14 protein-coding genes and 1 pseudogene are annotated in these 12,882 nt (G+C 70.7%); 7 read left to right on the top strand and 8 right to left on the bottom strand.

Translation table 11 applies throughout. From position 1 onward, the window contains the following. Positions 1–77: 77 nt before the first annotated feature. The 3 genes and pseudogenes from ACY0PA_RS39765 to ACY0PA_RS39775 form a co-directional block, all read right to left on the bottom strand. A pseudogene (locus ACY0PA_RS39765) lies at positions 78–227 on the bottom strand (protein phosphatase); the annotation flags it as partial. Between the two features lie 142 nt (positions 228–369). Continuing rightward, positions 370–810, bottom strand: coding sequence for an SPW repeat protein (locus ACY0PA_RS39770; RefSeq protein WP_473082204.1), 441 nt, complete (start codon positions 808–810; stop codon positions 370–372). A 78-nt stretch (positions 811–888) separates the two neighbouring features. Next, positions 889–2,061, bottom strand: a complete 1,173-nt coding sequence (locus ACY0PA_RS39775) for a dihydrofolate reductase family protein (RefSeq protein WP_473082205.1) — start codon at positions 2,059–2,061, stop codon at positions 889–891. A gap of 159 nt (positions 2,062–2,220) precedes the next feature. Between ACY0PA_RS39775 and ACY0PA_RS39780 the strand changes: the two genes are divergently transcribed. Beyond that, positions 2,221–2,559: an ArsR/SmtB family transcription factor gene (locus tag ACY0PA_RS39780; protein ID WP_473082206.1), complete on the top strand. Its 339-nt coding sequence runs from the start codon at positions 2,221–2,223 to the stop codon at positions 2,557–2,559. A 5-nt stretch (positions 2,560–2,564) separates the two neighbouring features. Next, positions 2,565–3,107: an SRPBCC family protein gene (locus ACY0PA_RS39785; protein ID WP_473082207.1), complete on the top strand. Its 543-nt coding sequence runs from the start codon at positions 2,565–2,567 to the stop codon at positions 3,105–3,107. Between the two features lie 187 nt (positions 3,108–3,294). Here the strand turns inward: ACY0PA_RS39785 and asnB are convergent, their stop codons facing one another. Together asnB and ACY0PA_RS39795 are read right to left on the bottom strand one after the other, a co-directional pair. Further along, positions 3,295–5,136, bottom strand: coding sequence for an asparagine synthase (glutamine-hydrolyzing) (asnB, locus tag ACY0PA_RS39790; RefSeq protein ID WP_473082208.1), 1,842 nt, complete (start codon positions 5,134–5,136; stop codon positions 3,295–3,297). 247 nt (positions 5,137–5,383) lie between these two features. Then, entirely contained in the window at positions 5,384–5,713 is a 330-nt protein-coding gene (locus tag ACY0PA_RS39795; RefSeq protein WP_473082209.1) for a hypothetical protein, read from the bottom strand. A gap of 7 nt (positions 5,714–5,720) precedes the next feature. Between ACY0PA_RS39795 and ACY0PA_RS39800 the strand changes: the two genes are divergently transcribed. Further along, positions 5,721–6,014 (top strand): HAD hydrolase-like protein, encoded by a 294-nt coding sequence (locus tag ACY0PA_RS39800; protein WP_473082210.1) that lies wholly within the window; start codon positions 5,721–5,723, stop codon positions 6,012–6,014. A gap of 49 nt (positions 6,015–6,063) precedes the next feature. Here the strand turns inward: ACY0PA_RS39800 and pgm are convergent, their stop codons facing one another. Beyond that, positions 6,064–7,692, bottom strand: a complete 1,629-nt coding sequence (gene pgm / locus ACY0PA_RS39805) for a phosphoglucomutase (alpha-D-glucose-1,6-bisphosphate-dependent) (protein WP_473082211.1) — start codon at positions 7,690–7,692, stop codon at positions 6,064–6,066. A 123-nt stretch (positions 7,693–7,815) separates the two neighbouring features. Then, the gene (locus ACY0PA_RS39810) at positions 7,816–8,565 is read right to left on the bottom strand and encodes a Clp protease N-terminal domain-containing protein (RefSeq protein ID WP_473082212.1); all 750 of its coding nucleotides are present in this window, start codon (positions 8,563–8,565) and stop codon (positions 7,816–7,818) included. Positions 8,566–8,718: 153 nt separating this feature from the next. Here ACY0PA_RS39810 and ACY0PA_RS39815 point away from each other — a divergent pair, with 153 nt between their 5' ends. The 4 genes from ACY0PA_RS39815 to ACY0PA_RS39830 all read left to right on the top strand — a co-directional run bounded on the left by ACY0PA_RS39815 (position 8,719) and on the right by ACY0PA_RS39830 (position 10,837). Further along, positions 8,719–9,192, top strand: coding sequence for a cupin domain-containing protein (locus ACY0PA_RS39815; RefSeq protein ID WP_473082213.1), 474 nt, complete (start codon positions 8,719–8,721; stop codon positions 9,190–9,192). Between the two features lie 123 nt (positions 9,193–9,315). After that, a complete protein-coding gene (locus ACY0PA_RS39820; protein ID WP_100593222.1) occupies positions 9,316–9,756 on the top strand; it encodes an OsmC family protein in 441 nt (146 codons plus the stop codon). A gap of 164 nt (positions 9,757–9,920) precedes the next feature. Further along, entirely contained in the window at positions 9,921–10,577 is a 657-nt protein-coding gene (locus tag ACY0PA_RS39825; RefSeq protein WP_473082214.1) for a TNT domain-containing protein, read from the top strand. 26 nt (positions 10,578–10,603) lie between these two features. Beyond that, the gene (locus ACY0PA_RS39830) at positions 10,604–10,837 is read left to right on the top strand and encodes a hypothetical protein (RefSeq protein ID WP_473082215.1); all 234 of its coding nucleotides are present in this window, start codon (positions 10,604–10,606) and stop codon (positions 10,835–10,837) included. A gap of 26 nt (positions 10,838–10,863) precedes the next feature. Here ACY0PA_RS39830 and ACY0PA_RS39835 read toward each other — a convergent pair whose 3' ends face one another. After that, positions 10,864–12,552, bottom strand: a complete 1,689-nt coding sequence (locus tag ACY0PA_RS39835; RefSeq protein ID WP_473082216.1) for a chitinase — start codon at positions 12,550–12,552, stop codon at positions 10,864–10,866. Between the last annotated feature and the right edge of the window lie 330 nt (positions 12,553–12,882).

Below are 12,882 nucleotides of genomic sequence, written 5' to 3' on the forward strand. Positions count from 1 at the left end.
GGGCTACCGGCGGGCCCGCGCAACTCATTTTCCGTGGCCCGGCGCTCGCGGTGCCCTGCCGGCTCTCGCGGGTGGGGTCAGCCGGCGAAGTGCCGTGCGTACCGCCTCTGCCAGGGCGTCTCCACCGCTTGCGCGGCGTAGTTCCGTCGCACGAACTCCACTGCGCGGTCGGCCGGTACGCCGTCAAGGACGCCCAGGCAGGCCAGCGCTGTCCCGGTCCGCCCGCGGCGCCGCCGCCTGCGCGGGCATAGCCCTCGTCACCCTGGAGCGGCGACGGCCCGGGAGCGGTGTGAGCGCTCCCGGGCCGTCAGTGACTCCCGATGACTCCCGATTCCGTTGGATCTGCCGACTCTTGTGGGGCGGCGATGCCTACTTCGTTGCCCGGTCGGCCTTCATCGACAGACTCGCGCACAAGAGCCCGAGCACGACGATGAGACCACCGATGATCACGTTGTTGAGGATGACTCCCAGGTCGGGGCTGGAGCCCACGACCCACGGCGCGATGATCATCCAGGCGCCCATGGCGCACATGGCCCAGCTGAGGCCGTACATCCGGGTCGGGGTGACGGCGAACCCGACGGCCAGGACTCCGATCGCGATGCCCATGATCAGGTTATGGGTCGCGAGCTGGGGCTGGTTGGCGCTGTAGTGGACCACAAAGGGAGAGATGGCGCAGTAGAGACCGATCAGGAAGACCGGTGCGTCCATGAGCGCCACATCGCGGCCACCGAGTACGCGCGCGTACCGGTCCCGCATTTCCGAGACATCAGGGTGACTGGCGAGGTCAGGCCTGTGGTGAACGTCGGCCATGAGAATCGACTCCTTAGGGTTTCGAAGTCTGACCGCGGAGCGCGGCGGGCTGCCACGCACTCTTCATTCTGCGCTTATTCATTCCTTATGTGTACTCGGGGCGAGAATGAGGTGCCTATTGGGGCGAATCGCCGCCTCGGCAAGGTCCGGGATCTCCGCTACGGTCACGCCCGCGCCCGCCAGGATCCCGATGCCGTCGGCGCCCGCCACGAAGGTGTCGGGCTCTCGCCAGGCCGTCACCACGCGCCGCGCGCCCGCGTCGAGGATGAGCCGGGCGCAGGGCTTGGGCCGTGACGCGCGCCGGGCGCACGGTTCGAGGCTGCTGTAGACGGTGGCGGTCCCCAGCCGGGGGTCCGCCGGGTCGATCTTGGCGAGCGCCGCCTCCTCGGCGTGCACGACCGGGTCGCCGCCCTCGCGCGAGTGCCCGCGCGCCAGCTCCCTGCCGTCACTCGCGACGATCACCGCGCCGACGCTGAACGCCGTTTCCGAGGGCGGGCAGTCGGCGGCGAGGGCGCAGGCGAGGGCGAGCCAGTGCCGGTCGGCCGCGGTGGGGGAGTCATCGGTGCCCGGTGCGCAGGGCGCGTACCGCATCAGGACCACGTCGCCGACCGGGCGGGTCTCCAGGAGCCGCATCCGGTGCCGGCTGCCGCCGGGGTACGCGCCGGGGCCGAAGAGCCGGGGGGCGTCCGGTTCGCCCACGACGAGCGGCGCCACCGCCAGCTGCACCTCGTCGGCCAGACCGCTCTGGAGCAGCTGGGTGTGGACCCGGGCGCCCCCCTCCACCATCAGGCGCCGCACACCGTGCGCCGAGGCCAGGTCGTCGAGCAGCCTCGCCCAGTCGACGGTGTCCCCGAGGGTGATCACCTCGGCGAGCGCGCCGAGCCGCTCCCTCGCCAGGAGCGCCCCGGCGTCGGTGGTGTACACGACCTTGTCGCCGCCCGTCGTCCAGAACGGGTCTCCCGCGTCCAGTTCGCCCGACGCGGTCACCGCCACCTTCAGCGGATACGCGGGCATCCCGGCGGCCACCCGGTCGGCGCGCCGCCGCACCGACTTGACCAGGAGCCGCGGCCGGTCGGCCCGCAGAGTGCCCGCCCCCACGAGGATCGCGTCGCACGACGCGCGCACCGCGTCGACCCGGTCGAAGTCCTCGGCGTCGGACAGGAGCAGGCGCTCGGGCCCCGCGTCGTCCAGGCAGCCGTCGAGCGAGACGGCGGCGGACAGCAGGACGTACGGACGGGACGGCTGGGACATGGCGGCTCCGGGTCCGGGTGGCGAGAGCTGTGCTGCTTCAACCTTCGAACACTATCCGGGACCTGCCGCGGCCGAGGTGGCCGTCATCGCAGCCGCATCGACCGCAGCAGCGTCTTACATTCCTTGACCGGCATATAACCGTTGAGGCATATTGGGTTCATGCCCGCACCCGCCGTCTGGACCGCGCTCGCCGACCCGCACCGCCGCGCCATCGTCGCGCTGCTGCTCGAGCGTCCGCGGCCCGTCGGTGAGATCGTCGAGGCGTGCGGCCTGAGCCAGCCCAGCACCTCGAAGCACCTGCGGGTACTGCGCGAGGCGGGCCTGGTCGACGTCGAGCAGGAAGCCCAGCGACGCGTCTACCGGCTCCAGCCAGAACCGGTCGCCGAACTCGACGCCTGGCTCGAGCCATATCGGCGTCTGTGGAACGACCGCCTCAACGCACTCGGGCGCCGCCTCGACGCCCACGCCTCCGAGGACGACGAACCAGCGAAGGACTGAAGGCCATGACCACCCCGCACTCCGGACCCACCGGCAGCTACGCCCCGCTCGACGACGGCCGCCCCGCCATCCGGTTCACCCGCACGTACGACCACGCGATCGAGCGGGTCTGGCGATACGTCACCGATCCCGCCGAGCTCGCACACTGGTTCCCCTCCCAGGTCGAGATCGAGCTGCGCGCAGGCGGCGTGATCCGTTTCCACGGCGACCCGAACATGCCGGAGTCGACCGGCCGCGTCCTGGCCGTGGACGCCCCGCGCCACCTCTCCTTCAGTTGGGGCGGCGACGAACTCCGCTTCGACCTGGAGGCGCTCGACGCCGGCCGCACCCGCTTCACCCTGACCAATGTCCTGGAGGCCGCCGACACCGCGGCCCGCAACGCCGCGGGCTGGGAGGTCTGCCTCACCGCCCTGGACGCGGCCGACCGCGGCGAGAGCTTCGAGGGCCCGCACGCGGGGACGCTCGCCCCGTGGAAGATCCACTACGACGCCTACGTCGAGGCCGGACTGCCTTCGGGGGCGCCGGTCCCGGGCATGGACGAGGCGTAACCCCGTCCCTTACGGAGAGCGGTCAGCCGTCCGGTGCCGCGGCCCGCGGTGGCCACACCCCTGGCATCAGCACGCCCGACGCGTAGCCGCGCGCGACCAGTTCCGTACGGTTCGTCGCGCCCCACCGATCCGCACCCGGCGGCAGCGTCCGGCCGACGCCGCACGGTGCCGCCGGGGCGGACCGGGCTCAGGAAAGGACCAGCTCAGGGCTGTACATGTCGAGCCAGAGCGCGAGGTCCAGCGTGCGTTCGAGCCCGCGCCGCGACGCCTGCGTGATCTGCGGTGCCTCACGGTGCGCGGCCCGCGACACCCGCTCCCGGTCGACCAGGTCGAACACCCGGTGCGAGGGCCGGGCGAGAAGATCCTTCGCGTGGTCCTGGAGCGCGACGGCGTACTTCGGGTCCTGCGTCGACGGATACGGGCTCTTCACCCGGTCGTACACCGACTTCGGCAGCACGTCCGCGGTCGCTTCGCGCAGCAAGCTCTTCTCCCGGCCGTCGAACGACTTCAGCGACCAGGGCGTGTTGTACACGTACTCGACGAGCCGGTGGTCGCAAAACGGAACGCGCACCTCCAGGCCGACGGCCATGCTCGTGCGGTCCTTGCGGTCGAGCAGGACCCGCACAAAACGGGTCAGGTGCAGATGGCACATCCTGCGCATCCGGTACTCGAAGTCGCTCTCGCCGTCCAGGCGTTGGATGCCGCGCACGGCGCCCGTGTAGCTGTTGCGGACGTATCCGTCCAGGTCGAGGGCGCCCGCCAGGTCGGCGCGCAGGACGTCGGAGTCGTCACCGAAGTGCTGAGACATGTGCACCAGCCAAGGAAAGGTATCCGCAGTGCGCGCCTCCTCGTCGAAGAACTGGAGGTAGCCGCCGAACACCTCGTCGGCGGACTCGCCCGACAGGGCGACCGTCGAGTGCTCCCTGATGGCCCGGAACAGCAGATAGAGCGACGCGTCCATGTCCCCGAAGCCCGCGGGGATGTCACGGGCCCGGATCACCCGGGCGCGCACCTCGGGATCGGCCAGTTCGTTCGAGTCGAGGACGATGTCGCGGTGGTCGGTGCCGGAGGCCTTCGCCACATCGTGCACGTACGGGGTGTCGGGTGTGCCGCGCATCCCGTCGGCGACGAAGTTCTCCGTGTGGCCCACGAAGTCCACGGCGAAGCTGCGTACGGTCTCGCCTTTTTCCCCGAGCTGCCGTGCTGCGATCGCCGTCATGGCGGACGAGTCGAGGCCGCCGGACAGCAGCGTGCAGCGCGGCACGTCGGAGACGAGCTGGCGGCGCACGATGTCGTCGAGGAGCGAGCGCACGGTCGCGATCGACGTCTCGCGGTCGTCGGTGTGCGGGCGGGTCTCCAGCGTCCAGTACGCCCGCTGCCGCAGTCCGCTCCGGTCGGCGGTCACGATGGTGCCCGGCTCCACCTCGTGCATCCCGGCCCAGACCGCGTGGCCCGGCGTCTTCACGATGGTGAACATCTCCCGCAGGCCGTCCAATGTCACGCGCGGCTTCGCGAGCGGATTGGCGAGGATCGCCTTGGGCTCGGACCCGAACAGGACGCCGTCCGGAGTCTCGTAGAAATAGAACGGCTTGATGCCCATGCGGTCCCTGATCATCACGAGCTTGTTCTCGCGGCCGTCCCAGACGGCGAACGCGTACATGCCGTTGAGGTGCTCGGGCAGCGCCTCGCCCCACTCCAGGTAGCCGCGCAGCACGACCTCGGTGTCGGAGTCGGTGGTGAACCTGTGGCCGTGTCCGGTCAGTTCGCGGCGGAGTTCCGTGTAGTTGTACGTCTCGCCGGAGTACACGAGCGCGACGGTGCCGCCCGGCGTCTCGGCGGTCATCGGCTGACGCCCGCCCGGCAGGTCGATGATCGCGAGCCTGCGGTGGCCGAGCGCCGCGGGCCCCTCGGCCCACGTGCCGCGGTCGTCCGGGCCGCGGCACTCCATCGTCTGCGTCATCGCATCCAATGTGTCGGCCGAAGCGCGCAGGTCACGATCGAAGGAGACCCAGCCGGTGATGCCACACATACGTTCCTCCTGCATGCCGTTCCGGCGCCGAACAGTTGTATCCAGCACCTATATGTCGAGCGTGTGACATGGCGCTGTGTACGGTCAACGCGCCGGCAACCCGGTGGAGGCCGGTGACCCGAGGGTTTCGGCCGCTCTTTGCTTGACAGGGTGGAACGGTCCCCATCGCAAATCGCGACGGCGCGCCGGTCATTGCCGGAATGCGGGCGGGCCGGACGGGCGGGATCCGGCCAAGGTAAAAACCTGATCAACCCCGGGCCGGCCCGCGCGTTCCTAAGGCCGTCACGGCTGTCCGGTTCCAGTGCGGCAGCATGACCACTCCCGCGAGCGCCGCCGCGGCCGCGAAGCCGTAGAAGAGCACGGTGGTCGGGAGGAACCCCGGGAGCAGGCCGCCGAGGATCGCGCCGACGGAGCCGCAGCTGCTGACGAAACCGGTCGCGGTGCCCGCCCCGGCCAGGCCTCCCGAGTCGACGGCCGCGACGCCCGCGATCAGGGCCCGCGGCCCGAACCGGTCCGCCCACGAGCCCCATGCGAACTGCCCCACCGCGTACGCCGCGAGATACACGGCGTCGATCACACCGAGCGTGTGGGACGACAAGCGCGAGGCCGTCGACGCCCTGGTCCGCCTCGGCCGCCCCGCCCCGTACATGATCCACCGGGCGATGGAGAAGACCGGCGTCGTGGACGTCCGCAAGGTGCTCGTCGCGGGCGACACCGCGGTCGACCTGCAGGCGGGGCACCACGCGGGCGCGGGCGTCGTCGTCGGCGTCCTCACCGGCCAGCTCCCGCGCGCGGAGCTCGAACTGCACCCGCACACCTACGTGCTGGACAGTGTCGCCGAGGTGCCGGGCCTCGCGGAGGCGACGGCCGCGGAGTAGTCGTACGCCCCAGTACAGCGAAAAGTCGTGGGCGGCAGCCCACGTTCCGTCAGTCCTCCGCGAGCGCCGCGTCCACGATCGACTGCGCCTCCGTCTGCACCTGGGCCAGGTGGTCGGGGCCGCGGAACGATTCGGCGTAGATCTTGTACACGTCCTCCGTGCCGCTCGGCCGTGCGGCGAACCAGGCGTTCTCCGTGGTGACCTTCACACCGCCGATCGCGGCGCCGTTGCCCGGCGCGTGGCTGAGCCGCCCGGTGATGGGCTCGCCCGCGAGGGTGTCCGCGGTGATCGCGTCGCCGCTGAGCTCGGCGAGCCGTGCCTTCTGCTGCTTGGTCGCCTTCGCGTCCACGCGCGCGTACGAGGACGAGCCGTGCTCCGCGGCGAGTTCGGCGTAGTACCGCGACGGGGTCTTGCCGGTCACCGCGGTGATCTCGGCCGCGAGCAGCGCGAGAAGAATGCCGTCCTTGTCGGTCGTCCAGACGCCGCCGTCCTTGCGCACGAAGCTCGCGCCCGCGCTCTCCTCGCCGCCGAAGGCGACCGACCCGTCGACGAGCCCCGGCACGAACCACTTGAACCCGACCGGGACTTCGAGCAGCTCGCGGCCGAGCGACGCGACGATCCGGTCGATGACGGCGCTGGACACCAGCGTCTTGCCGATCGCGGCATCGGACCGCCAGCCGGTGCGGTGCGTGGCCAAGTAGTGGATCGCGACGGCGAGATAGTGGTTCGGGTTCATGAGACCGGCGTCGGGCGTGACGATGCCGTGCCGGTCGGCGTCCGCGTCGTTCCCCGTCAGCAGGTCGTAGTCGTGCCGCTTCGCGAGGACGGACGCCATCGCGGGTGCCGATGAGGGATCCATCCGGATCTTGCCGTCCCAGTCGAGCGTCATGAACCGCCAGGTCGGATCCACCTCGGGGTTGACCACCGTCAGGTCGAGCCCGTACCTCTCGGCGATCCGCGCCCAGTAGTGCACACTTGCCCCGCCCAGCGGGTCCGCGCCGATGCGCAGCCCCGACGCCCGGATGGCGTCGGTGTCGATGACGGTGCTCAGCTCCTCGACGTACCGCTCGCGGAAGTCGTACGGCTCCGGAGCCACGTCCTTCGTGGTGCGCACGTCGCGGTTTCCGTCGGCGAGCAGCTCGTTGGCGCGGCGCGCGATCCAGGAGGTCGCCGTGGAGTCGGCGGGGCCGCCGTGCGGCGGGTTGTACTTGAAGCCGCCGTCGCGCGGCGGGTTGTGGCTCGGCGTGATGACGATGCCGTCCGCCTGCCCGAGCTCGTCGGACGTGGTGCTGTTCCAGCGCAGGATGGCGTGGCTGAGCGCCGGGGTCGGCACGTAGCTGTCGTGGACGTCGGCGAAGACGCGTACGCCGTTCGCCGCGAGGACGCCGAGGGCCGTGTCCAGCGCGGGGCGCGAGAGGGCGTGGGTGTCGGGCCCGATGAACAGCGGGCCCGTGATGCCCTCGGCCGTGCGGTACTCGACGATGGCCTGCGTGATCGCCGCGATGTGCCGTTCGTTGAACGCGCCGTCCAGGCTGGAGCCCCGGTGCCCGCTCGTGCCGAAGACGACGCGCTGCTCGGGGCGGTCCATATCGGGGACCTTGGTGAAGTACGCGTCGACGAGTTCGTCGATGTCGACGAGATCCTCCGGCCTGGCCTGGGTTCCTGCGCGCTCAGTCATGGGGGCAGTCTCCCATTCGGCACCCGGGCGACGCAGGACCGCGTGGGTGTCCCGGAGCCGGCCGGGGGGAATCGCCGGACCCTCCTTGACGCTCCGGGACACCCACGCGGGGCCGATGCGCCGTCAGGACTCCCGTTTCGCCCGCTCCTTGACGATCGAGGCCAGCGCGTCCGCGATGTGCGCCTCGGTCACCCCCTTGTCGATCCCGAGCTCCGCCAGCACGCCCGTCCCGTTCTCCTGCTCCAGGAGCGCCAGCAAGATGTGCTCGGTGCCGATGTAGTTGTGGCCGAGACGCAGGGCCTCGCGGAAAGTGAGCTCCAGGGCCTTCTTGGCCGCCAAGTCGAACGGCACCAAGGCCGGCATGTCCTCGGCCGCGGGCGGCAGGGCCGCCGTCGCGGCCTGGCGCACGGTGTCGAGCAGCACGTCCTGCGCGAGGATCGCCTTGGCGGCGAGGCCGTCCGGCTCGTGCAGCAGGCCGAGCACCAGATGGGCGGTGCCGATCTGCGCGCTGCTCGCGGCGCGGGCCTCGTTCTGCGCCGCCACCACCACGTTGCGGGCGCGGGGCGTGTAGCGGTTGAAGCCCTGGTTCGGGTCGATCTCGGTCTCGGCGCTCTTGGGGACGAACCGCTTCTGTGCGGCCTGGCGTGTGACCCCCATGCTCGTTCCGATCTCCGTCCAGGAAGCGCCTGAGCGGCGGGCCTGGTCGACGAAGTGACCGATCAGATGGTCGGCGATGTCGCCGAGGTGGTCCGCCGCGATGACGGCGTCCTGCAACTGTTCGAGGGGCTGGTCGTGGGCCTTCTTGATGCCCGCGATGAGGTCGTCGAGGCGTACGGGCGTGGTGAGAACGGCCGGTTCCGTGGATTCCGTCATGTGACAACCTTAGGTTGACAGTGTAAGGGTGTCAACCGTCGGTTGACAGTGATCGTTCCCGTGCGGAGCGAGGCCATCTGCCCGTCGTAGGCTGGGGAGTTGCCGAGGAGTTCGCGACGGACTTCGACGTACCGACCGCTGAAGAGGAGAGGCATGCCGACCGCCCGAGTGTCACTTGAGGACGTACTGCGTACGGCGGAAGCGTCCCGGACGGGAGCCCTCTGGAAGCTGGACGGAGCGGCGCGGCAGCTCGACGCGAACCTCGTCAGACTGCCGGTCGGCGCCGGTGTCGCCGAGCATGTCGAGCCCGATCTGGACGTCCTCCTCGTCGTGGTCGAGGGGAGCGGATCGCTCCGGCACGCCGACCAGGAGGAGAAGTTGGCACCCGGGGCGCTCGTCTTCGTGCCCCGCGGCGAGCGGCGCACCGTGACGGCCGGCCCCGACGGTCTCGCCTACCTCACCGCCCACCGCAGACGCCCCGGCCTGACCATCGCGCGGACCCCGGCCCGCGAGGGCGGCGAACCGGCCTGCCTGCTCAGCCGGGTCTGCCCCGCCTGCGACCGGGTCTCCGAGGACCCGTCGGCGTCCTACTGCGGCCAGTGCGGCGGACGCCTCCCCACTGCCTGACCCGACCGAGCGGGCGTTCATGCCCGCCCGACGGTCCGGCCTGCGCCGCCCCACGCCCCCTCGCCCGTACGGTGCCGGGGACGAGCAGGACCGGGCGACCGCAGCGAGGGAGAACCACCCGACATGGCCGACTACCGCATCGAGACCGTCCGCAACGGCTTCCGCGACTGGACCGCACGCAACGACCGCGGCGCCGAGGTCCGCATCGGCGCCGCCGAGGACCCCGACGTGCAGCCGTCGTTCACCCCGGTCGAGCTGCTCCTCGCCGCGCTCGGCGGCTGCGGCGGCCTCGTCACCGACCGCACGGCCCGCACCGTCGAACACGACGGACTGCGCATCGTCGTGGAGTCCGTGTCACGGCCCGAGGATGACGGCCGCGTCGGAGCGGTGCGCGTCAGTTACGAAGTGGAGCTGCCCGAGGGCGACGAGCACGCCGCCGACGCGTTCGCACGCGGCGTGCGCCTGACCCACGAGAAGTACTGCACCGTCAGCCGGACCGTGGAACACGGCGCCCGGATCGAGGCCCGGCTCCCGGACGGCACGCTCGTCTTCATGGCGGGCTGACTCGTCTTCGTGGTGGGCCGGCTCGTCTTCGAAGTGGGGTGAACGGCGCGGTGGCCGGATGTCGCCGCCGCAGCCGAAGATCGTCGTACTCTCCCTGAGCGTCCGCATGATCACTGTGCGCATGCGGACCTGACGATCCGTCGAAGCATCGAGGAGACGACCGCGTGAAGTCCCTACGTCTGGTCCTGGCCGCCCTGGGAGTGGCGGTGGCGCTCACCACGCCGCCGTCCGCAGCGGCAGCGGAGCCCGCGCCCGCGGCCGCCGCGCACGAGCCCTGCACGGGCGAGTTCCAGGGCGACGCCCGGCTCGGCCCGAAGTACCTGCCCAACAAGCGGCAGGCCCCGGTCGGCCCGCTCCTGAAGGCCTACCACCGCACCGGCTCCCTCAGCCCGAAGGCGTTCCTGAAGAAGTACTGGGAGGGGCCGACGGACTCCGGCCGCTGGAAGTACCCGCCCAACGACGGATTCACCGAGACCAACGGCCAGGTCGACCGCCGCCCCACCGAACTGCGGCCCGGGCAGACCCTCGACCGCTTCGGCTCGGAGTACGGCTCCTACCTGGCGCCCGCCGGGGACGCCTACGAGAAGCGGGCGCTGCCCCCGCAGAACCTCAACACCCGTGAGCCCGCCTACGCGTGCGACTATCACGTCTACGAGGTCGCCAAGCCGTTCTTCGTGTGGCAGGGCCCGATCGCTCCCTGGTTCGAGCAGCCCGGCGGCGGCCGGCAGATCAAGCTCGACCAGGTGTTCCTCAACCCCGGTGAGGGCCGGCGCCTCGACGTGAAATGGCTCCTGGAACACGACTACCTCGAGCACGCGTAAGCACCATCGAGACAGGAGGACGGCTCGTGGACCGGCACGCACTGGAGCGCGCCCTGCGGCAGGCCGCCGTGCCCCCGACCCACTACTGGATCGAGGGCGTCCACGAACCGTCCCCCACCCCCACCGACTTCCTCTATCTGCGCGAGGACCCCGGCGGGGGCTGGGAGACCGGCGCGTACGAGCGCGGCACCCACGAGGCGATCGCGCGGCATCCCACGGAGGACGCCGCCTGCGCCCATCTGTGGCAGCTGCTGAACTGAGTACCGCCCGTAAGCGCCGCAGGGTCTTACGGGAGTGAATGCACCTTGGGGCCAATGGAGTTCGACCAGGCGTTGCCCGCCGTCGCGTCCCAGTTCGTGGACCAGGTCATCGCGCCCCGCAGGCCCGGATAGGTCCTCGCGGGCTTGAAGGAGCCGCAGCCGGTGCCGCGCGTCAGGCAGTCGAGCGCGTTGTTGACGACCGACGGGTCCACGTAGCCACTGCCCGCTCCTCGCGTCGACGCGGGAACGCCGAGGCCGACCTGGGACGGGTCGAGGCCGCCCTCCAGCTGGATGCAGGCGAGCGCGGTCAGGAAGTCGACCGAGCCCTGGCTGTAGACCTTGCCGTCGCAGCCGAGCATCGAACCGCTGTTGTAGTACTGCATGTTGACGACGGTGAGGATGTCCTTCACGTTCAGCGCCGTCTTGAAGTACTCACCTGACGTGGACTGCATGTCGATGGTCTGCGGCGCCATCGTGAGGACCAGCTTCGCGCCGGCCTTCGCGGAGAGCTGGTGCAGTGCCTTCGACATATAGGTGGAGTTGAGGCCGTTCTCGAGGTCGATGTCGACGCCGTCGAATCCGTACTGCTGCATCAGGGAGTAGGCGCTGTCGGCGAACGCGGTGGCCGATGCGTCGCTGTTCACGGACACGCTGCCCTTCTCGCCGCCGACCGAGAGGATCACGGACTTGCCCGCGGCCTGCTTCGCGGCGATGTCGGCCTTGAAGTCGGCGGCCGACGCGTAGCCGACGGCCGGGTCGAGGGTGAAGGAGATCTGCCCGGGCGTGCTGGTCGCGTCGGCGAAGGACACCGCGATGATGTCGTACTGCGAGGGGACGTCACGCAGCTTCTGCACAGTGGCGCCGTTGTTGAAGTTCTGCCAGTAGCCGGTCACCGCGTGCTTGGGCACGGTGCCGCCGCCACCGCCGCCGGAGGTCGCGGTCTTCGCGGTGACGGCCGCCGACTTCGCGGACTCACCGGCCGAGTTGGTCGCGCTGACCTGGAAGCTGTACGAGGTGGCGGCGGCGAGCCCGGTGGCGGTGACGGACGCGCCGCTGACGGAGGCGACCTTGGAGCCGTCGCGGTACACGTTGTAGGCGGTGGCGCCGGAGACCGGGTTCCAGGAGAGGTCCACCGAGGAGGAGGTCACGGTGCCGGCCGCGAGTCCGGCGGGCACTGCCGGAATGACGACGGGATCGCCACCGCCACCGCCGCCGTCGGGGCCGAGCACGCTCACATCGTCGGCGTAGTACGCGCTCTGCCCGTACCAGCCGTGCGTGTAGACCGTCACGGACGTTGTGTTCGCGCCGGTCGTGAAGGTGGTACTCAGCTGCTGCCAGCCGGAGGACCCCGGTGTCCACGTCGACACATCGGTGGTGCCCGTGCCGCTCGCACCCAGGTACACGTAACTGCCCTGGACCCAAGAGCTCAGCGTGTACGTCGAGTTGGGCTTGACCGCGACGGCCTGGGAACACTGGGCGGTGTCCTGTGAGGTGGGTGTGCCCTTGAGCGCCCGGGCGCCGCCGTGCACGGGGGAGCCGACCACGGAACCGGTGCCGGCGGAGCACGTCCAGTTGCTCAGATCCGATTCGAAGCCGGCGTTCTTGGCGACGTTGATGTCGGCGGCCTGCGCCGTGGTCGCCAGAGCGGTGACGCCGAGCGCTGCGGCCGCGGTGACGGCCAGCGCGCCCTTGATCCATCTGCGTGCACGGTCCACTTACTGCCTCCGGTGGGGAGTGAAGGGGGGCGGGAGTGAACGGTGGCCACCGCTGTAGGGCCCAAAGCTGGTTCAGACCAATCGAGTTGTCAAGACCTCAACCGTTGCCGGGGCGTGCGCCGGCGGTGGTGATCGGCAAGGAGGCGGGGGAGGGCGTCACGATCCGGCTCGAGGAGCGGCTGGAGGGCTGACTCAGGGGAGCGCAGATACGGGGCCGCCGGCCTGGGCGTGGGTAGGGAGTGGCCGGCGGCCCCTCCGCGCAGGAGCCGTCAATCCTGCGCGGGGTTCCTCTCGTAGTGGACTGCGGCGTTCCGATGGCTGGAAGCGTGC

It is taken from the genome of Streptomyces sp. DS1-CR2 (genome assembly GCF_055760475.1).